Genomic DNA, 19,528 nt, shown 5'->3' on the forward strand with positions numbered 1-19,528 from the left:
AGAATTAGATTGAAAGGAAATTTCAATAGATGTCAATAATTGAAATGAAAGACGTTGTCAAGAAGTATGGCAACGGGACCACTGCCTTACGTAGTGTGTCTATTAACGTAGAACCTGGGGAGTTTGCCTATATTGTAGGTCCTTCAGGAGCAGGAAAGTCAACCTTTATTCGTTTGCTTTATCGGGAGATAAAGCTGGATAAGGGAAGTCTGAAAGTAGCTGATTTTGACTTAGCTAAGATTAAGAAGCGTGATGTTCCAATGCTGCGCCGTCAGGTTGGAGTAGTCTTCCAGGACTATAAACTTCTTCCTAAAAAGACAGTGTATGAGAATATTGCCTATGCCATGGAAGTTATCGGTGAGCGCCGCCGCAATATTAAAAAGCGGGTTATGGAAGTGCTGGACCTGGTTGGTCTTAAGCACAAGGTCCGCTCATTCCCTAATGAGCTGTCCGGTGGTGAGCAGCAGCGGATTGCCATTGCGCGTGCTATTGCCAACAACCCTAAAGTCCTGATTGCGGATGAGCCGACAGGAAACTTGGACCCAGATAATTCTTGGGAGATTATGAATCTGCTGGAGCGGATTAACCTTCAGGGAACGACTGTCCTGATGGCAACCCACAACAGCCAGATTGTAAATACTCTGCGTCACCGCGTTATTGCTATTGAAAATGGCCGTGTGGTACGTGATGAAGCGGAAGGAGAATACGGATACGATGATTAGAAGATTTTTTCGCCATTTGATTGAGTCGCTTAAGAGTCTTACGCGGAATGGTTGGATGACTGTAGCGGCTGTCAGCTCGGTTATGATTACCTTGAGCTTAGTGGCTGTCTTTGCTTCAGTAATTTTAAATACAGCTAAGCTGGCAAATGATATTTCAAATAATGTCCGCGTTATGGTCTACATGCGTAAGGATGTTGCCGACAATAGCGAAACGATTGTAAAAGAAGGCCAAACAGTTCAGAATGAGGACTACCATAAGGTCTATGATGCTCTGACTTCTATGAAAAATGTAGATAAGGTTACTTTTTCTAGTAAGGAAGAACAATATGAGCAGCTGACAGAAACCATGGGTAGCGAGTGGAAGATTTTTGACGGTGATGCCAACCCACTTTACGATGCTTATATTGTTGAGACCAAGGCGCCTAAGTATGTAGAATCTGTTACAAAAGATGCTCGGAAGATTGATGGTGTTTCAGAGGTTCAAAATGGTGGTACCAATACCAAAAAGCTCTTTGCGCTTTCTAATTTTATCCAAACGTGGGGCTTGATTGGTGCAGCGCTTCTGATTTTTGTTGCTGTCCTTCTCATTTCCAATACTATTCGGATTACCATTATTTCCCGCAGTCGCGAGATCCAAATCATGCGCTTGGTTGGTGCCAAGAATAGCTATATCCGTGGACCTTTCTTGTTTGAAGGGGCCTGGATTGGCTTGCTAGGGGCAACAATTCCGTCAGTGGCAGTGTATTTTATATACAAAATAGCCTTCCAGACTATGAATAAGAGCCTAGTCGGTCAAGGGCTTTCTATGATTGATCCGAAACTCTTTAGTCCGATTATGATAGCAATACTCTTCGTATTGGGTATTCTTATCGGATCATTGGGATCTGTCTTCTCTATGAGACGCTTCTTGAAGATTTAATAATACATAAAAAACCAGAGTTTGAAGAATTTCAAACTCTGGTTTTGTTATAGATAACTATAGGTAATTGCTTAAATGTCTACTAAGCTAAAAATGGATTAAAGACTTTTTCATGTGAAATAGTGGTGTCATGCCCATGACCAGGATAAACAGCATAGTCTTTGGGCAATACCAGAAGTTTTTCACGAATGGACGTCAGCAATTGTTCCATGTTTCCTGTCGGCAGATCCGTTCGTCCGATGCTTTCCCGAAAGAGGGCATCGCCCGTCAAAACAAGGCGGTCATCTGGAAAGACTAGAGAGACACCTCCGATAGAGTGGCCAGGTGTTGCAAGCGCATAGAAATGAAAGCCTCCAAGGTCATTGTCTGTCTCGTAGGAGAAAAACTCCTCTGCTGGTCGACAGATGATATCATCCATATCAGCATGGCGCGCCAGACCAGATAGGTTATCTGTCGGTGTGTAAAGCCAGCTGCTTTCACTCTCAGCCACATAGACAGGTGGGGCAGCATAGTGCTCTCGGACCTTTTCTAAGCTCATAATGTGGTCATAATGGGTGTGAGTCAAAAGAATAGCAATAACAGGCTTGGCGAGTTCCTCCAGCTTTCGCTCAATCTTTTTCCAGTCACTGCCAGGATCGACGACTAGGAGGCCCTGATCATTCTCTAAGATATAGGTATTTTCAAAAGCTACAAGGTTGATAATTTTATGAATTTTCATCTGATTTCCTCGGAAAATATATTCTGCTATTGAGTGTAACAGAAAAGCGGTTTTTTTGCACAGAATTGCTTTCTAGGCTAGAGCTGAAAATTTTCAGATGTCTCAGAATGGCTTTTATGATATAATCTTAGCAGTATGACACAAAATGATTATAAGTATGCCGTTGTGGACTTGGAGGCTACAGGAACGGGCAGCAGTGCAAAGATTATCCAGATTGGCATTGTTCTGATTGAGAATGGAATCATTACCAAGACTTATGAAACAGATGTCAATCCTCATGAGGAACTGGATGAGCATATCAAAGAGCTGACAGGTTTGGATGATGAGCGGCTTGGGCGAGCTCCTGAGTTTTCTCAGGTAGCAGCGGAGGTATATGAGCTGATTCAGGATGCGATTTTTGTCGCTCATAATGTCAAGTTTGATGCAAATCTATTAGCAGAGGCCCTTTTCTGGGAAGGGTTTGACTTGCTGACACCGCGTGTGGACACGGTAGAGTTGGCTCAGGTCTTTTACCCGACCTTTGATAAATATTCCTTGGGCAATCTCTGTAATTTGCTGGATATTTCTCTGGAAAACGCCCACACTGCTCTGGCAGATGCTCAAGCAACGGCTCAGCTTTTTTTAAAAATACAAGACAAAATCAAGAGCCTGCCCAAGGCCTTGGTTGAGAAAATGCTAACTTTGGCGGACAGCGTTATCTATGAGTCGCGCTTGGCAATCGAGGAAGTTTATCAGACGATGCCGGATCAGCAAGAGAAGGAACTGCAATCCTGCCATGGCATTTTCCTGCGACGTCCCCAAAAGCTGACTTCGGAAAAGAAACTGTCGCAGGATTTCCTGACCAATCTATACCTTCTGGGCTTAGAAGAGCGGCCTGAACAGCTCAAATTTGCTCGTTTTATGGAGGAAGCTCTGGACCAGCAGGAGCCTAGTTTTTTAGAGGCGCAGACAGGCTTGGGAAAGACCTTTGGTTATTTGCTGCCCATTCTATCTAGAGGTCAAGAAAAAGTACTAGTGACGGTTCCGACTAAGATCCTGCAGGATCAGCTGCTACAAAAGGAAGGACAGTTGTTGGAGGAAGTATTTGGTATTTCCTTTCACAGTCTTAAGAGTCCGGAGAATTATCTCAAGCTGGACCATTTCTATCAGACATTGGATAGGGAATATGACAACCGTTTGGTTAATCGTTGCAAGTTGCAACTCTTGGTCTGGCTGACAGAAACCAAAACAGGTGATTTGAATGAAATCGGGCAGGCTCATCGCTTCTCAAGCTATTTCAATGAAATCCGTCATGATGGCAAGCTAAGCAAACATTCTCTTTTTTATGAGGAAGATTTTTGGCGGTTGGGACAGGTCAAGTCAGCTACCAGTCGAGTCGTGATTACCAATCATGCTTACCTACTGACGCGTTTAGAGGATGACCAGTCTTTACTGGACAATCGCATTCTGGTAGTTGATGAAGCTCAGAAGATGTTTTTCGCCTTGGAAAGCTTCTCTCAGGCCAGTATAAATCTAACTAAAACGCTGCAGCAGATAAATCATCTCCTTCAGGAAGAAGGGGAACTTCTGCAACAACGGCTTTTGCAAAGCATTCAGTTTGAGCTGGCTGATGCTGCAGAGAAGCATCGCAAGAAAACATCTGAGCTCAGTCCGGAAAAGATTGATCGACTGCTTCAGGATGTGTCCGAGTTAAAGACAAGTGCACTTCCTGAGCTGCAGCACTTGTTCAGTGGCAAATACCAGTATTATTGGTTGGTTGATGAAGTTTTGGCAGACCATCGCTTGATGACGCTGCATGCTGGCCGTTCAGAATTGCAGCATTTCACAGACTTTTTACCTGAAAGGGCCAAGGTTGTATTGGTTTCATCTACTCTGGAAATCAGCTCAAAGGTCAATTTGGCGCAGTTGCTAGGCTTTGAAAGTTATCACTTTTACAAGCTGAAAAGCAAGAAGAAGCCACTGCAGAAGCTCTTTTTAGATGAAAGTTTTCCAGCAGTAGTGGATTTGTCAACTGAAGATTTTGCTCGAGAGATTGTTGCTTGCCTGCAAGAAGTGGCAGCACTTGGTCTGCCTATCGTCGTCCTCTTCACCTCTAAAGACTTGCTTTTGACTGTTTCGGACTTGCTGGCTTTGCCGCATTTGGCCCAATATAAAAATGGGGATGCTGGCAATATCAAGCGGCGTTTTGATAGAGGAGAGGCAGGAATTCTTTTGGGCTCTGGCAGCTTCTGGGAGGGGGCGGATTTTGCTGAGCAAGACCAGATTATTCAGCTGGTTACTCGGATTCCTTTTGACAATCCCAAGGATTTCTTTGTGCAGAAGATTAACAGCCGCCTGAAAACGGAAGGTAAGAATGCCTTTTATGATTATCAACTGCCTCTTGCCATCTTACGGCTTAAGCAGGCTATTGGCCGGACCCGTCGAAATGAACATCAGAAGTCAGCTGTTATTTTTTTGGACAACCGAATCTCTAGTAAACGCTATGGCAAGCAGATTCAGCATCATTTGTCACAATTAGCTTCTTTGGACATTCTGCCAGAGGCAGTCATTATGCAGGAGTTACGAGACTTTTTTGACTGAAACTTTCTAAAATCAGCTGAGTTTTATTGGCTGATTTTTTAGGTTCATTCAGATTTTTGGGATAAAATTTGTTATAATGAGAGGCATAGGAAAGAAGGGGTGTTCGTGAAAAAATATTTACCAGGAGTTCTGTTATCCTTTGGCATAGCGGCTGTTTCTATCTTTTTAGGCGGTTTGCTTCCCTTGATAGGCTCTAGTGTTTTGGCTATTGTCTTTGGGATTGTTTTGAACAACAGCATGAAGCTGCCGGCTATGTTTCAGGAAGGACTCAGCTATTCAGGAAAGAAATTGCTGCAGTATTCCATTATCTTTTTGGGATTTTCCATGTCCATTGGTCAGGTTTCTGAGACGGGGCTTTCTTCACTCCGTATAAGTCTTATCACCATTCTGATAGCCTTTCTGGCTGCCTATTTGGCTGGCCGTTTCTTTAAAATGAACCGCGTCTTGACTATTTTAATCGGTTTTGGAACAGCCATCTGCGGTGGCTCTGCCATTGCGGCCGCCTCACCAATCTTGGAAGCTGATGAAGAAGAAATCGCCTTGTCCATCTCCACTATTTTCTTTTTCAATATCTTAGCGGTATTCATTTTCCCTTTTTTAGGGCATTTGTTACAGATGTCGGATACCTTTTTCGGGACTTGGGCCGGAACAGCTATCAATGATACTTCGTCAGTAGTGGCAGCAGGCTATACATATAGCCCGTCAGCTGGGGACTTGGCGACCATTGTCAAGCTTAGTCGGGCTCTGATGATTGTACCGGCCTGCTTGATCTTCGCAGCTTTTCGCTACATTAAGTCTAAGCAGTCAGCACAAAAGACGAACTTGAAACAAATTTTTCCTTGGTTTATAGCTTGGTTTGTCCTAGCCTCACTTGTCAGCAGTCTTGGATTTCTGCCGGCTGCTGTCATCCCCTATACAAAATTCATTTCTCAGTGGCTGATGGCTATGGCCTTAGCAGCTATTGGCGCAAAGGCTTCCTTTAAGCAGTTTAAGCAAGCAGGAGCAGCGCCTTTGCTGACTGGTGCCTTCGCTTGGTTTTGCGTCGCTGTTTCTAGCTTGATTATCCAGTATTTTTTCTAAAAAGGAGGGACTATGCCTTATCAAAGACGGACGTTTGAGTCCCGGATTGATTATAGTTTAATTTTGCCAGTTTTGATGCTGCTTTCAATCGGTGTTGTAGCTATATACATTACTGTTAGTCATGATTATCCTGATAATGCCTGGCCCATGGTTGGTCAGCAGATCGCCTGGATTGCGGTAGGCTTCTTGCTCAGCTTTATCCTCATGTTTTTTAATACCAAGTTTCTCTGGAAAATCACGCCCTATCTCTATGTTTTTGGTCTTGGCCTCATGGTCTTGCCTCTGATTTTTTACAGCCAATCTCTGGTAGCCTCCACTGGTGCTAAAAACTGGATTGCTATTCGTGGTGTGACCCTCTTTCAGCCCTCAGAGTTTATGAAGATTTCATATATTCTCATGCTGTCGCGGCTGGTGGTCCATTTTCTCCAGCAGCACAAGCAGGATGAGCGAACCTTGGCTTTAGACTTTTTTCTGATCCTGAAGCTTGGACTCTACACTGTGCCTGTTCTGGTTCTATTAACCCTTCAGAGTGATTTGGGAACAGCTCTAGTTTTTGTTGCCATATATGGCGGTATCGTTCTTCTGTCAGGTGTTTCTTGGAAGATTATCCTGCCGGTCTTTCTGACGGGAGTCCTGCTGTTGGGAGGATTTCTCTTTATCTTTATTTCCGATGGTGGCCGTGCCTTTCTGCATAATCTAGGCATGCCAACCTACCAAATCAATCGGATTTTGGCTTGGCTTCATCCTTTTGACTACGCTCAGACGACCACCTTCCAGCAAGCACAGGGACAAATCGCTGTCGGAAGTGGCGGTCTGACTGGTCAAGGCTTTAATGTTTCGAATCTCTTGGTTCCTGTTCGGGAAAGCGATATGATTTTCACCGTCATTGCAGAAGATTTTGGATTTTTGGGCTCGACCTTGGTTATCATGCTCTATTTACTGCTGATTTATCGCATGCTCAAGATTACGATTAAATCCAACAACCAGTTTTATACTTATATCTCAACTGGCTTTATCATGATGCTGCTCTTCCATATCTTTGAAAATATTGGAGCGGTGACAGGAATTCTGCCTCTGACAGGGATTCCGCTGCCCTTTATCTCACAGGGTGGCTCTTCCATTATCAGTAATCTTATCGGAGTCGGTCTCCTGCTGTCCGTCTCCTATCAGAACAGCCTGACGGATGAAAAGAAGGGGCGAATTCCTGCAGTCCGAAAAAAAGTCGTACTGAAGAAATTAAAATAAATAGATAGCAAGTTTTTGACTCACAAATCAGATGCGATTTTGTGATTGGCTCATATCAGAAAGGATATTTTCATGAAAAAAGCAGCTTTACTCTTAGCTCCCGGCTTTGAAGAAATCGAGGCCCTGACGGTTGTGGATGTCTTGCGCCGTGCAGGTCTTGTCTGTGATATGATTGGTTTTGATAAATCAGTGACTGGGTCTCATGCCATCACTGTTCAAGCGGATCAGGTCTGGAAGGGCCGGCTGGATGACTACGATATGGTCATCTTGCCAGGAGGGATGCCAGGATCGGCCAATCTTCGTGACGATGACCGCCTGATGAAGCTTTTGCAGGATTTTCAGCAAGCGGATAAATTCATCGCTGCCATCTGTGCCGCTCCCATTGCTCTTGACCGTGCAGGTATCTTGACTGGTAAGTATTTCACTTGCTATGACGGTGTGCAAGACAATATTAAAAATGGAACTTACCGTAAAGAAACAGTTCTTGTTGATGAGAAGTTGATTACTAGCCGTGGTCCATCGACTGCCTTGGCTTTCGCCTATGAGCTGGTTCGTCAGCTGGGAGGAGACGCTGACCAGTTGGCTGATGCCATGCTTTACACAGATGTATTTGGGAATTAAAATATGCTGGGATTCATAATGTGTCCCAGCTTTTTTGAAGTCTAATTTACCTTAGCGCTCCTCTATATGGAGCGGGTTTAGAGATGTTGAACAGGACGAAACCAACATCCATTTTTAAATTTTAGATTCTTTGAGATATTTTGTTTAGAAAAAGGCTTGAAAAAAGTCGGAAAAGTGCTGGATTCGGGCAAATATTAGCCCCTTTTTCATGAAAATTATGGTATAATGAAAGGTATGAATTATCAAGATTACATCTGGGATTTAGGTGGAACACTCTTGGATAATTATGAAACTTCGACAGCAGCTTTTGTTCAAACCTTGAAAGAGTTTGGTCTGCAAGCTGGTCACGACGAAGTTTATAAGGCCCTCAAGGTGTCTACAGACTATGCTGTCCAGCAGTTTGCTCCCCAAGAAAAAGACTTTTTAAAGTTTTATAAGGCCAATGAAGCAGAAGAGTTGACTCACCCTGTCTTATTTGACGGTGCGGCAGAGTTGCTTAGGCGGATTGTGGCCAAGGGCGGTCGGAATTTTCTGGTCTCCCACCGGGACAACCAAGTGCTGGAAATCTTGGAAAAGACTGCCGTTGCATCAGCATTTACAGAAGTGGTGACAGCAGCAAATGGTTTTCCAAGGAAACCCTCACCAGACTCCATGCTCTATCTAAAAGACAAGTATCAGATTTCCTTTGGCTTGGTCATTGGTGACCGGCCGCTGGATATTGAAGCAGGGGAGGCAGCTGGCTTTGATACCTATCTCTTTGATAATATGCAGCATCTTGAAGAATTTATAGATATTGATTAGAAAAGGAACACTATGACAGAAGAAAAGCAACAAGATATACAGGCCCAAGAATATGATGCCAGTCAGATTCAGGTCTTAGAAGGCCTAGAAGCCGTTCGTATGCGTCCAGGGATGTATATCGGTTCGACCTCCAAGGAAGGTCTGCACCATTTAGTATGGGAAATTGTTGACAACTCGATTGATGAGGCTCTAGCTGGTTTTGCCAGCCACATTCAAGTCTTTATCGAAAAAGATAATTCCATCACAGTAGTGGATAACGGTCGGGGAATTCCTGTTGATATTCAGGAGAAAACAGGCCGTCCGGCCGTGGAAACCGTCTTTACCGTTCTCCATGCCGGAGGAAAATTCGGCGGTGGCGGATACAAGGTATCAGGAGGTCTGCACGGTGTGGGCTCTTCCGTTGTAAATGCCCTGTCCACCCAGCTGGATGTCCGCGTTTATAAAAACGGCCAGATTCATTACCAAGAATACAGTCGCGGTCAAGTAGTCGCTGATCTAGAAATCATTGGTGAGACAGACCGTACAGGTACGACAGTTCACTTTACACCGGATCCAGAGATTTTCACTGAAACAGTAGAATTTGACTTTGAAAAGCTCAATAAGCGGGTGCAAGAACTGGCCTTCCTCAACCGTGGTCTCAGAATTTCCATCACTGATAAGCGAGATGGAATGGAGCAGGTCAAGGATTACCACTATGAGGGTGGGATTGCCAGTTATGTTCAATACATCAATGAAAACAAAGATGTAATCTTTGAAACGCCGATTTATACTGATGGCGAAATGGACGACATTACGGTTGAAGTAGCTATGCAGTATACGACTGGCTACCACGAAACAGTCATGAGCTTTGCCAATAACATCCATACCCACGAGGGTGGAACGCATGAGCAAGGTTTCCGGACAGCCCTGACAAGGGTTATCAATGACTATGCCAAGAAAAACAAGCTTCTCAAAGAAAACGAAGACAATCTGACTGGGGAAGATGTTCGTGAGGGACTGACAGCGGTCATCTCTGTCAAGCACCCCAACCCTCAGTTTGAAGGTCAGACTAAGACCAAGCTAGGCAATAGCGAAGTGGTCAAGATTACTAATCGTCTCTTTAGCGAAGCCTTCTCAGATTTTCTTTTGGAAAATCCTGCGGTAGCTCGAAAAATCGTTGAAAAAGGAATTTTGGCTTCTAAGGCTAGAATTGCTGCCAAGCGAGCTCGGGAAGTAACCCGCAAGAAGTCTGGCTTGGAAATTTCCAATCTGCCCGGTAAATTGGCTGACTGCTCGTCCAACGACCCACAGGAAACAGAACTTTTCATCGTGGAGGGGGATTCCGCGGGTGGTTCAGCTAAGTCCGGCCGTAACCGTGAATTTCAGGCCATTCTGCCAATTCGCGGTAAGATTCTCAACGTTGAAAAAGCCAGCATGGACAAGATATTGGCCAATGAAGAAATCCGCAGTCTCTTTACTGCTATGGGAACTGGCTTTGGAGCTGACTTTGATGTCAGCAAGGCCCGCTACCAAAAATTAGTCATCATGACCGATGCCGATGTAGACGGTGCTCACATTCGGACCCTGCTCTTGACTTTGATTTACCGCTATATGAAGCCAGTTCTGGAAGCTGGATTTGTCTATATCGCTCAGCCGCCAATCTACGGTGTCAAGGTCGGAAGTGAAGTCAAAGAATATATCCAGCCAGGTGCTAATCAGGAAGAAGAGCTTCAGGCTGCTTTGGCACGTTACAGTGAAGGTCGCTCCAAGCCAACCATTCAACGCTATAAAGGTCTCGGAGAGATGGATGACCATCAGCTGTGGGAGACAACTATGAATCCTGAACATCGCTTGATGGCACGGGTTTCAGTGGATGATGCAGCGGAAGCTGACAAGATTTTTGACATGCTGATGGGGGATCGCGTTGAACCTCGTCGTGAATTTATCGAAGAAAATGCTGTATACAGTACGCTCGACGTCTAAAAAAATCAGAAAAATCAACCATTATGGGCAAAAATATGATATAATCATTATGTTTGCTTTATAGTAACAATGTGAAGGAGTTCTATATGTCTATTGGACTAGTTATTCTCGTTGCTGTGGTAGCTCTGCTTTTGGTTGTCGGCTATGGTACTGCAGTTCTGATGAGAAAGAGAAATGAAGCTTTACTTCAAAATTTGGAGGAGAGAAAAGAAGCACTCTATAATCTCCCTGTGAATGATGAAGTTGAAGAAGTAAAAAATATGCATTTGATTGGGCAGAGTCAGGTAGCCTTCCGTGAATGGAATCAAAAATGGGTAGACTTGTCCTTAAATTCATTTGCTGATATCGAAAATAATCTATTTGAAGCAGAAGGTTATAATAATTCTTTCCGTTTCATAAAAGCCAAGCATGCCATTGGCAATATTGAGAGTCAGATCGACTTGATTGACGAAGACATCAAGATGATTCGAGCAGCCTTGGAAGATCTTAAAGAGCAAGAGTCTAAGAATAGTGGTCGTGTGCTCCATGCCCTGGATTTGTTTGAAAAACTGCAAACCCAGGTGGCGGAGAATGCAGAGTCGTATGGGCAAGCCTTAGCTGAGATTGAGAAACAGCTGGAAAATATCCAGTCAGAGTTTTCTCAGTTTGTGACTCTTAATTCTTCGGGTGACCCGGTTGAAGCAGCTGAAATCTTGGATAAGGCAGAGGATCATATTCTTGCACTAACACATATCGTTGAGAAAGTTCCTGCCATTGTCGAAGAGTTGACTGTGAAATTGCCAGATCAGTTGGAAGACTTAGAATCTGGTCACCGTAAGCTCTTGGAATCTGGTTATCACTTTATCGAAACAGATATAGAGTCTCGTTTTCAACAGCTTCATGCAAGTCTCAAACGCAACGAAGCTAATATTTCAGCCCTAGAGCTGGATAATGCTGAGTATGAAAATGAGCAAGCGCAAGAAGAGATTAACGCTCTCTATGAAATCTTCACTCGGGAAATTGAAGCCCACAAAGTAGTTGAGAAGCTGATTAAAAACTTGCCTAGCTATCTGGCTCATACAAAGGAAAACAACCAGCAACTCCAAAAAGAGATAGAACGTTTATCTCAAACCTTCCTTCTCTCTGATACGGAAACTTCTCATGTCAAGGAGTTGCAGGCTGAGCTTTCTGCCCAGGAAGATGTGGTGTTGAGCGCGGTAGAAGATTCTTCTGAAACCAAGCAAGCTTATTCTGTGGTTCAGGAAGAGTTGGAAGCTATCCAAGAGCGTTTGAAAGAAATCGAAGATGAGCAGATTTCTCTTGGTGAAGCACTTGCAGAGATTGAAAAAGATGATGCTAATGCTCGCCAGAAAGTCAATATCTATGCTAACAAATTGCATACCATTAAGAGATATATGGAAAAACGCAATTTGCCAGGTATCCCAGACTCTTTCTTAGAAATTTTCTTCTCAACCAGCAACAATATTGAAGAGTTGGTTAAGGAATTGGAAGCTACACGAGTCAATATCGAATCAGTTAACCGTTGGCTGGAAATTCTAGGAAATGATATGGAGCAATTGGAAGAAGAAACCTATCGTATCGTCCAAGATGCTACCTTGACTGAGCAGCTGCTGCAGTATTCAAACCGCTATCGTTCCTTTGACGATAATGTACAAGCAGCCTTCAACAAGTCCTTGTATGTCTTTGAACATGACTACGACTATGCTCAATCATTGGAAATCATTTCAAAAGCTTTGGATCTTGTCGAGCCAGGCGTGACAGAGCGCTTTGTGACATCCTACGAAAAAACACGCGAGAATATTCGTTTTTAAAAGAAGTTCCTTCGGGAGCTTCTTTTTCCATTCTCAGCAAAAAGGGTCTTATGTTATAATAGAGGGACAGATTAAAGTAGAAAGTCTAAAAAAATGAAAAAGATTAAAAAATATATTACTCTCATTTTTCTTGGAGGTGTAGCAGTTTTATCGATAGCATTGATAAATGGCTGGCGTCTGGATGATTACACTGTCCCAAAAAACAGAACAAGAGAACAGTATGATTTTGAAGGCACTTTTGAACCAATGTTTAAGTTTTTAGAACAAGAGAAAAAGGATTTTACTGGATTAAAAGGTTACATAAGTCGTGTTTATATAGAACATGGAGACGAAGTCAAAAAATATTCAGTGGACTTAGATATTATACAATCTGATCTTAAGGGTGACTACACAATAACAATCGGTGATAAAGAAGAGATTGCTCCTGTTACTTATTCTAACGGTAAGCTGACTTACAGCTCGGAGATAACTCCTTTATTTGATGAAGAGATTCTTAATTTAGTTGTTCAAAGAGATTATTTCGCTTCCTTGGATGTGAAAGAGACTTTTAAGAGTGCAGAAACAGAGCTTCGTGATATCATCTACAAGCCAGAAAATCACTCTGAACTCTTTAAATATCTCAAAAAATAAGTATAATATGTCAGAGGATACTACCTGTCGAATAAGATTAGATCACTCTAGTGGAACAATCTATGGGATTTCAATACGAATGGAATCTAAGGATGAGGCTGTTCAAATAGATTTAACTATATTTAAAAAATAGGTGGGGATAATCAATGAATGGAATTGAAAAAAGTAACCGACGAGTTGAAATGTCTGATTAGGTAGAGAGCAAAGAATGAAAAAACAGAACTGGTTATTAGGGATAGTGATAGCAGGGCTTCTCCTATTTTTTGTCGTATCACTACATGGATGTGATTTTGGCTGCGAAACTATTCCAAAAAACAGAACAAGAGAACAGTATGATTTTGAAGGCACATTTGAACCAATGTTTAAATTTTTGGAGCAAGAAAAGAAGGATTTTACGGAGATTGAAACTTACTCTCCATCATTGACTATAATTGACTCAAATGGTGAAATGACAACATATGACATTTTTTTAAAGCTCCAAGCTGGTTCTGGTAAAGGTACATATACCATCAGCAAAGGGAAGTATAAAAAAGATGCTCAAGAAGTTGGTGTGACTTATACTGATGGGAAACTGCAATACGAGGGAGAATTGGAGCCACTATTTGATGAAGAAATATTCAATCTTTTAATTGACAGGAACTATTTCGAAGCGCTTGAGGTTAAAGAAACCTTTAAGAGTGCAGAAACTGAATTGAGTGACATTATTTATAAAGCTGAAAATCAGTCAGTATTATATAAAAAAATAGTGGAAAAATATAATCTACCATCGGATACGAAACTTTCGTTTAGTCTTAGTCATGCATACTATAATAGATATGATGTCTTATTAAATTTTGAATCCAAGCAAAAGGTGATACAAATTAGTACAGCAATTTATTTAGTTAAAAGGAAGTGAATTTATGAATCCAATTGGAAAAAGTAACCGACGAGTTGAAATGTCGGCAGTCCTATCTGCTGCTGCTATAGATGTCAATAGAAAAGGAGTCAAGAGATGGATAAAGTTAAAGGTCTCTTAGTCATGGATGTAGACAGCACCTTAATCATGGAAGAAGGGATTGACCTGCTAGGAGAGGAGGCGGGTGTAGGAGCTCAGGTTGCGGCTATTACCGAGCGTGCCATGCAAGGAGAGTTGGACTTTGAAGCTGCCTTACGTGAACGTGTCGCTCTTTTAAAAGGCCTGCCAGAGGATATTTTTGATCGAATTGCTGAAAGGATTCACTTCACTCCGGGAGCCGAGGACTTGGTCAAGGAGCTGCATAAACGTGGTTATAAAGTAGGTTTGGTGTCAGGTGGTTTTCATGAGACGGTGGACAGACTGGCTGAGCAGCTTGGAATTGACTACGTCAAGGCAAATCGTTTGGAAATCCAGCAGGGGTTTTTGACAGGACAAGTCTTAGGAGAGATTGTCACTAAGGATACCAAGCTTGCCATGCTAAAAGCATGGGCAGCTGAAAACAATTTGGAATTAAATCAAACAATTGCTATGGGAGATGGCGCAAATGATCTGCCTATGATTCAAGCAGCAGGGATAGGAATTGCCTTTATGGCCAAGCCAATTGTGCGAGTGCAGGCTCCTTATCAGATTCAAGAATGCAATCTCTATCGGGTCATTGATCTTTTAGACAATAGAAAAGAATAGGAGAGAAGCATGCATATTCTTATTGCACCGGATTCTTTCAAGGAAAGCTTGTCAGCTCCTCAGGTTGCTCAAGCTCTTCAGACGGGCTTTTCTCAGGCCTTGCTAGATGCCAGCTTTGACTTGCTACCGGTCGGTGACGGGGGCGAGGGGACAATGCCTGCGCTGACAGCAGCCTTGGGCTGGCCTGAATTTTACCACACTGTGACTGGGCCCTTTGGTCAGCCAGTAAAAATTCCCTACGCCAGAAATGGTCAGCAAGCACTTTTTGAAATGGCTGACTTGGTCGGACTCGCATCTATTCCGCAGGAAAAACGAAATCCCTTGGCCATAGAGACCAAAGGATTGGGAGAATTGATTTTGCACCTGGCTGAAGACGGTGTCAGAAAGATTTTAGTTGGTGTTGGTGGTTCGGCCAGTAACGACGGTGGGATTGGACTGGCAGCGGGCCTGGGCTATGAATTTTTCGATGCGGATAATCATAGACTGCGCCCCATTGGCTCGTCTTTGGGAAAGGTCGCTCGAATTTCAGCTGAGCAGGTTCCTGCTTTCTTGAAAGAAGTTGAGATTGAGATTTTGACTGATGTAGACAATCCTCTTTGTGGAGCTCGCGGTGCGACAACTGTTTTCGGAGGTCAGAAAGGTCTAGCTCCCCTACTCTTTTCTCAAGTAGACCAAGCTATGTCTGATTTCTATCAGTTGGTCGCTCCTCAGGTAATTGATATGGATGGAGCTGGGGCTGGAGGCGGAATGGCAGCAGGACTGGTTGCTTTTGCCGGAGGAAAAATTGTTTCGGGTATTGAAACCTGTCTAAATTTACTGGATTTTGATGACAGAGTCAAAAAAGCGGACTTGGTCGTAGTGGGCGAAGGACGGATGGATCGTCAATCTTTGGCGGGCAAGGCACCAGTCGGGATCGCAAGACGAACACCAGAAGGCATCCCTGTACTGGCGATTTGCGGCAGTCTGGCAGATGATTTACCGGATTTCCCAGTTGAGAATATCCAGGCAGCTTTTCCGATTATTGCGCGAGCAGATAGTTTGGATAGGATTCTAGAGCAGGCGGAGCAAAATTTGATTCGCACAGCAAGAAATATTGGCAATGTACTAAAAATGAAAAAAAGCGGTTAGTCCGCCTTTTTTAGTAGGTATTCAATTTCTTTAACTATCATGCCCTTTTCAAAGAAGAAGATATCACAAGACAGGTCACCAAAATCATTTTCTAAAATGGTCACAATCCGATTCTGGTCGGGACTAAGCTGATAATAGGTGCAACGAAACTGGACGGGGTTGTTATGGTAGACTTTTTGAATTTTAGTCAGGTAGTCAGCTTTACCTTTGATGATTTCGATTGTATCACCCTGTAATTCCCAGCTAACTTGATCAGAAAGAAAGGTCTCATAGGTTTGCCAATCGCGCTGATTTTCAGCTTCAAAAAAGGCAAAAAGTTTTTCTAAATTTGTCATCTTACCCAAACCATTTTTTCCAGAGAGGGCGCTTTTCCTTTGCAGGTTTTTCTGCTGGCTGAAGGAGACTAGCAAACTGTTGGCTTATGTCCTTGTCATCTACTTGGACAAGATGGTCGCTATGGACAATCAGGCCAAAAGGAGAAGACTGGTAATCGCTAGAGACGATAGTGGCTTCGCAGCCTAGCTCCTTAGAGGTTTTTAGATAAAAGATTTGATTGCCAGACTCGACTTCTGGGGAAATTTTGACAAATACAGGTTGGCAGTTTTTCATGATGCTGTTGAGCATTTCCTTGAAATGACTGCGAATGAGAGAGCCGTTAGCTTGTTCAATAGAGCAGGAAGCCAGCACTCGCTCCTCAAAAGTCCCTAAAAATTTGCGTTGTTCATCAGGGTTGAGCTTGACTCCGCCCTGAGATTTTTCCATGATTACTTTATTAATATCAGTCATAATAAAATTGTACCATAAAAGGAGAAATTCTAAAAGGTCGAATCTTCTTTCTGATTTGCCGGAAAAACATTTATATAGTAAATTTGGAATCGTTTTCTTGTGCAAAAATTCTCAAATTTGCTTAGATTCTCTATTTTTCCTTGAAAAAAAAGCGTTTTTGAGGTATCATAGACTAGTAAATAATTTTAAATAATAAGGAGAGTAAGAAATGTCAATTATTACTGATGTTTACGCTCGCGAAGTCCTAGACTCACGCGGTAACCCAACACTTGAAGTAGAAGTTTATACTGAATCAGGTGCTTTCGGACGTGGTATGGTTCCTTCAGGAGCTTCTACAGGTGAGCACGAAGCAGTTGAACTTCGTGATGGCGACAAATCTCGTTACGGTGGTCTTGGTACACAAAAAGCAGTTGATAATGTAAACAACGTTATCGCTGAAGCTATTATCGGTTACGATGTTCGTGACCAACAAGCCATCGACCGTGCAATGATCGCTTTGGACGGTACTCCTAACAAAGGTAAATTGGGCGCGAATGCAATCCTTGGTGTGTCTATCGCTGTAGCTCGTGCTGCTGCTGACTACCTTGAAGTGCCACTTTACAGCTACCTTGGCGGATTCAACACTAAAGTTCTTCCAACTCCAATGATGAACATCATCAACGGTGGATCTCACTCAGATGCTCCAATCGCATTCCAAGAGTTCATGATCCTGCCAGTTGGTGCTCCAACATTCAAAGAAGCTCTTCGTTACGGTGCTGAAATCTTCCACGCTCTTAAGAAAATCCTTAAATCTCGTGGTTTGGAAACTGCCGTTGGTGACGAAGGTGGATTCGCTCCTCGTTTTGAAGGAACTGAAGATGGTGTAGAAACTATCATCGCTGCTATCGAAGCTGCTGGTTATGTTCCAGGTAAAGATGTATTTATCGGATTTGACTGTGCATCATCAGAATTCTACGATAAAGAACGTAAAGTATACGACTACACTAAATTTGAAGGTGAAGGCGCTGCTGTTCGTACATCTGCAGAACAAATCGACTACCTTGAAGAGTTGGTTAACAAATACCCAATCATCACTATCGAAGATGGTATGGATGAAAATGACTGGGATGGTTGGAAAGCTCTTACTGAACGTCTTGGTAAGAAAGTACAACTTGTTGGTGACGACTTCTTCGTAACAAACACTGACTACCTTGCTCGTGGTATCAAAGAAGGTGCTGCTAACTCAATCCTTATCAAAGTTAACCAAATCGGTACTCTTACTGAAACTTTTGAAGCGATTGAAATGGCTAAAGAAGCTGGTTACACTGCAGTTGTATCACACCGTTCAGGTGAAACTGAAGATTCAACAATCGCTGACATCGCAGTTGCAACTAACGCAGGTCAAATCAAGACTGGTTCACTTTCACGTACAGACCGTATTGCTAAATACAACCAATTGCTTCGTATCGAAGATCAACTTGGTGAAGTTGCTCAATACAAAGGTCTTCAAGCTTTCTATAACTTGAAAAAATAATTCATTCAGATTGAATGAAGTAAAAATCCCTCAAGCTTGACTTGAGGGATTTTTCAATAAAGTAAAGGGAGATTCGGGAGATGTTTTATTTTTTTCTATATATTCTAAGTAGAGAATGGCCAGCTCTTATGCTCTTAGCTGTTGGATTGATTATATCTTATTGGTTGAAGTCGTGGCGTCTGGCACTTTTGGCGGTCCTTGTATTCTTTCTGGTCACCAGTATATTGTGGCGAGCTCAGTTGAGTCCGTGGGTTGCTTTTCTCTTTTTATTCCTCGCTTTCTATTTATTGATTAAAAGATACAAATGGGTTCTTTATCCTGCCCTTGCTTTAGGTTTGTTGCTATTGGCAGTTTCTCCTATAATTGGCTATCTTTTTACAGTTTATGTTCCAGTAAGCCATTATGCCTATCTAGAGGAGAAAGGACAGACGGTAGTGGTTCGAGAAGACTATTATGGAGCTTTTTTTGGTGATAGTAATATAGAGATTACAACTTATGTAGAAGGGCAGCTTACATCATCAAAGGTAAAACGGTATGATAATGTCCCTATGAATAAGTTTTATAAAGAGAAAGATGTTAACTTAGATGCTTTTCTTGAACAACCCCTAACAAGTAAACGATTAGAGGAGTTAAAAGGTTTTATTAAGGAGAGGGAGCGTCAAGAACCGTAGTTTACCAAGAAGTTGTTTTGATAGACCTATTGGGAATTTTCCTTGCCCGAATCGATAAAAAGTAGTATGATAAGACACAGATTGTGAGGAGAAATAAATGAAAGACTTTCACTTTGATGCGATTTCAGCATTTGAAAACTATGAGATTGAAAAGATGAAGGACGGTCAGGTTATTGTCACGACAGAAGTCGTTCAGTCTTCTTTGAACTATTATGGTAATGCTCACGGGGGTTATCTGTTTACTCTCTGTGATCAGATTTCTGGTTTAGTCTTGATTTCTCAAGATTTAGATGGGGTGACGCTTCAGTCTTCTATCAACTATATGCGAGCGGGACATCTGGGTGATAAATTAATCATTTCAGGAAACTGTGTTCACCCAGGGCGTAAAACACGAGTTGTAGATGTTACTATTACGAATCAAGATAAAGAAAATGTCTGCAAGGCAACATTTACCATGTTTGTTACTGGACAGAGAAAAGAAACTAGCCAAATTAATATTTAGTTAAAAAGCCCGATTTCTAACTGGAAACGGGATTTAAGGTTTAAAAAGATACTAACCAGTATCTGAAATCGTGCACAAAAAAAGCATCGCTCAAAGAGGATGCTTTTTATGTTTGTGACTTTCAGTCTGTCTCGCTCCGTAAGGTGCGAGACAAATAAACCACCCGCTATGCGGGTGCGCATCGAAGGTTATACCAAAAA

At 42.6% G+C, this 19,528-nt stretch carries 18 protein-coding genes and 1 pseudogene; 16 read left to right on the plus strand and 3 right to left on the minus strand.

What is annotated here, in order from left to right:
* Nucleotides 1-29: 29 nt before the first annotated feature.
* Nucleotides 30-722 carry a cell division ATP-binding protein FtsE gene (ftsE, locus tag HMPREF9389_RS04295; RefSeq protein ID WP_002895890.1) on the plus strand — a complete coding sequence of 231 codons (693 nt, stop codon included), beginning with the start codon at nt 30-32 and terminating at the stop codon, nt 720-722.
* On the plus strand, nt 715-1,641 hold the full coding sequence (ftsX, locus tag HMPREF9389_RS04290; protein ID WP_002930032.1) for a permease-like cell division protein FtsX: 927 nt from the start codon (nt 715-717) through the stop codon (nt 1,639-1,641). Before ftsE ends, ftsX begins: the two co-directional genes overlap by 8 nt.
* 82 nt (nt 1,642-1,723) lie before the next feature.
* Here ftsX and HMPREF9389_RS04285 read toward each other — a convergent pair whose 3' ends face one another.
* Nucleotides 1,724-2,359 carry an MBL fold metallo-hydrolase gene (locus HMPREF9389_RS04285; RefSeq protein ID WP_002930033.1) on the minus strand — a complete coding sequence of 212 codons (636 nt, stop codon included), beginning with the start codon at nt 2,357-2,359 and terminating at the stop codon, nt 1,724-1,726.
* Nucleotides 2,360-2,494: 135 nt separating this feature from the next.
* Here HMPREF9389_RS04285 and HMPREF9389_RS04280 point away from each other — a divergent pair, with 135 nt between their 5' ends.
* From HMPREF9389_RS04280 to HMPREF9389_RS04235, 11 genes and pseudogenes are all read left to right on the plus strand, one after another.
* Nucleotides 2,495-4,939: a bifunctional DnaQ family exonuclease/ATP-dependent helicase gene (locus HMPREF9389_RS04280; RefSeq protein WP_002930034.1), complete on the plus strand. Its 2,445-nt coding sequence runs from the start codon at nt 2,495-2,497 to the stop codon at nt 4,937-4,939.
* Nucleotides 4,940-5,038: 99 nt separating this feature from the next.
* Nucleotides 5,039-6,019, plus strand: a complete 981-nt coding sequence (locus HMPREF9389_RS04275; RefSeq protein WP_002930035.1) for a YeiH family protein — start codon at nt 5,039-5,041, stop codon at nt 6,017-6,019.
* A 12-nt stretch (nt 6,020-6,031) separates the two neighbouring features.
* Nucleotides 6,032-7,264 (plus strand): FtsW/RodA/SpoVE family cell cycle protein, encoded by a 1,233-nt coding sequence (locus tag HMPREF9389_RS04270; RefSeq protein WP_002930036.1) that lies wholly within the window; start codon nt 6,032-6,034, stop codon nt 7,262-7,264.
* 72 nt (nt 7,265-7,336) lie between these two features.
* Nucleotides 7,337-7,885, plus strand: coding sequence for a DJ-1 family glyoxalase III (locus tag HMPREF9389_RS04265; protein ID WP_002930039.1), 549 nt, complete (start codon nt 7,337-7,339; stop codon nt 7,883-7,885).
* A 234-nt stretch (nt 7,886-8,119) separates the two neighbouring features.
* A complete protein-coding gene (locus HMPREF9389_RS04260) occupies nt 8,120-8,686 on the plus strand; it encodes an HAD-IA family hydrolase (protein WP_032906715.1) in 567 nt (188 codons plus the stop codon).
* 12 nt (nt 8,687-8,698) lie between these two features.
* On the plus strand, nt 8,699-10,648 hold the full coding sequence (gene gyrB / locus HMPREF9389_RS04255) for a DNA topoisomerase (ATP-hydrolyzing) subunit B (protein WP_002930044.1): 1,950 nt from the start codon (nt 8,699-8,701) through the stop codon (nt 10,646-10,648).
* Nucleotides 10,649-10,734: 86 nt separating this feature from the next.
* Nucleotides 10,735-12,459, plus strand: coding sequence for a septation ring formation regulator EzrA (gene ezrA / locus HMPREF9389_RS04250; protein WP_002930045.1), 1,725 nt, complete (start codon nt 10,735-10,737; stop codon nt 12,457-12,459).
* 93 nt (nt 12,460-12,552) lie between these two features.
* Nucleotides 12,553-13,222, plus strand: a pseudogene (locus tag HMPREF9389_RS0111315) (hypothetical protein).
* A 75-nt stretch (nt 13,223-13,297) separates the two neighbouring features.
* Nucleotides 13,298-13,984: a hypothetical protein gene (locus HMPREF9389_RS04245; RefSeq protein ID WP_002930050.1), complete on the plus strand. Its 687-nt coding sequence runs from the start codon at nt 13,298-13,300 to the stop codon at nt 13,982-13,984.
* Between the two features lie 96 nt (nt 13,985-14,080).
* The gene (serB, locus tag HMPREF9389_RS04240) at nt 14,081-14,728 is read left to right on the plus strand and encodes a phosphoserine phosphatase SerB (RefSeq protein WP_002930051.1); all 648 of its coding nucleotides are present in this window, start codon (nt 14,081-14,083) and stop codon (nt 14,726-14,728) included.
* Between the two features lie 9 nt (nt 14,729-14,737).
* Nucleotides 14,738-15,856, plus strand: a complete 1,119-nt coding sequence (locus HMPREF9389_RS04235; protein ID WP_002930053.1) for a glycerate kinase — start codon at nt 14,738-14,740, stop codon at nt 15,854-15,856.
* On the opposite strand, the gene HMPREF9389_RS04230 is transcribed toward HMPREF9389_RS04235, so the two are convergent.
* Together HMPREF9389_RS04230 and HMPREF9389_RS04225 are read right to left on the minus strand one after the other, a co-directional pair.
* Nucleotides 15,853-16,191, minus strand: a complete 339-nt coding sequence (locus HMPREF9389_RS04230; RefSeq protein ID WP_002930055.1) for a nuclear transport factor 2 family protein — start codon at nt 16,189-16,191, stop codon at nt 15,853-15,855. The genes HMPREF9389_RS04235 and HMPREF9389_RS04230 overlap by 4 nt on opposite strands.
* 1 nt (nt 16,192) lies before the next feature.
* Nucleotides 16,193-16,642: a DUF1694 domain-containing protein gene (locus tag HMPREF9389_RS04225; protein WP_002930058.1), complete on the minus strand. Its 450-nt coding sequence runs from the start codon at nt 16,640-16,642 to the stop codon at nt 16,193-16,195.
* A 208-nt stretch (nt 16,643-16,850) separates the two neighbouring features.
* On the opposite strand from HMPREF9389_RS04225, the gene eno reads away from it, so the two are divergent.
* The 3 genes from eno (at nt 16,851) to HMPREF9389_RS04210 (ending at nt 19,328) form a co-directional block, all read left to right on the plus strand.
* On the plus strand, nt 16,851-18,155 hold the full coding sequence (eno, locus tag HMPREF9389_RS04220; protein ID WP_002897814.1) for a surface-displayed alpha-enolase: 1,305 nt from the start codon (nt 16,851-16,853) through the stop codon (nt 18,153-18,155).
* Nucleotides 18,156-18,235: 80 nt separating this feature from the next.
* Nucleotides 18,236-18,826: a hypothetical protein gene (locus HMPREF9389_RS04215; protein ID WP_002930059.1), complete on the plus strand. Its 591-nt coding sequence runs from the start codon at nt 18,236-18,238 to the stop codon at nt 18,824-18,826.
* A 97-nt stretch (nt 18,827-18,923) separates the two neighbouring features.
* The gene (locus tag HMPREF9389_RS04210; protein ID WP_002930060.1) at nt 18,924-19,328 is read left to right on the plus strand and encodes a PaaI family thioesterase; all 405 of its coding nucleotides are present in this window, start codon (nt 18,924-18,926) and stop codon (nt 19,326-19,328) included.
* Nucleotides 19,329-19,528 lie beyond the last annotated feature (200 nt).

Origin of the sequence: Streptococcus sanguinis SK355 (assembly GCF_000212855.1) — a bacterium.
GTDB classification, from domain to species: domain Bacteria; phylum Bacillota; class Bacilli; order Lactobacillales; family Streptococcaceae; genus Streptococcus; species Streptococcus sanguinis_A.

Bases quoted from the DNA above. Each gene is read 5' to 3' on its own strand.
- HMPREF9389_RS04235 (WP_002930053.1), top strand. From the start codon at position 14,738: ATGCATATTCTTATTGCACCGGATTCTTTCAAGGAAAGCTTGTCAGCT.
- HMPREF9389_RS04225 (WP_002930058.1), bottom strand. From the start codon at position 16,642: ATGACTGATATTAATAAAGTAATCATGGAAAAATCTCAGGGCGGAGTC.
- HMPREF9389_RS04270 (WP_002930036.1), top strand. From the start codon at position 6,032: ATGCCTTATCAAAGACGGACGTTTGAGTCCCGGATTGATTATAGTTTA.
- ezrA (WP_002930045.1), top strand. From the start codon at position 10,735: ATGTCTATTGGACTAGTTATTCTCGTTGCTGTGGTAGCTCTGCTTTTG.
- HMPREF9389_RS04265 (WP_002930039.1), top strand. From the start codon at position 7,337: ATGAAAAAAGCAGCTTTACTCTTAGCTCCCGGCTTTGAAGAAATCGAG.
- serB (WP_002930051.1), top strand. From the start codon at position 14,081: ATGGATAAAGTTAAAGGTCTCTTAGTCATGGATGTAGACAGCACCTTA.
- gyrB (WP_002930044.1), top strand. From the start codon at position 8,699: ATGACAGAAGAAAAGCAACAAGATATACAGGCCCAAGAATATGATGCC.
- HMPREF9389_RS04230 (WP_002930055.1), bottom strand. From the start codon at position 16,191: ATGACAAATTTAGAAAAACTTTTTGCCTTTTTTGAAGCTGAAAATCAG.
- HMPREF9389_RS04215 (WP_002930059.1), top strand. From the start codon at position 18,236: ATGTTTTATTTTTTTCTATATATTCTAAGTAGAGAATGGCCAGCTCTT.
- eno (WP_002897814.1), top strand. From the start codon at position 16,851: ATGTCAATTATTACTGATGTTTACGCTCGCGAAGTCCTAGACTCACGC.
- ftsE (WP_002895890.1), top strand. From the start codon at position 30: ATGTCAATAATTGAAATGAAAGACGTTGTCAAGAAGTATGGCAACGGG.
- HMPREF9389_RS04285 (WP_002930033.1), bottom strand. From the start codon at position 2,359: ATGAAAATTCATAAAATTATCAACCTTGTAGCTTTTGAAAATACCTAT.
- HMPREF9389_RS04260 (WP_032906715.1), top strand. From the start codon at position 8,120: ATGAATTATCAAGATTACATCTGGGATTTAGGTGGAACACTCTTGGAT.
- HMPREF9389_RS04245 (WP_002930050.1), top strand. From the start codon at position 13,298: ATGAAAAAACAGAACTGGTTATTAGGGATAGTGATAGCAGGGCTTCTC.
- HMPREF9389_RS04280 (WP_002930034.1), top strand. From the start codon at position 2,495: ATGACACAAAATGATTATAAGTATGCCGTTGTGGACTTGGAGGCTACA.
- ftsX (WP_002930032.1), top strand. From the start codon at position 715: ATGATTAGAAGATTTTTTCGCCATTTGATTGAGTCGCTTAAGAGTCTT.
- HMPREF9389_RS04210 (WP_002930060.1), top strand. From the start codon at position 18,924: ATGAAAGACTTTCACTTTGATGCGATTTCAGCATTTGAAAACTATGAG.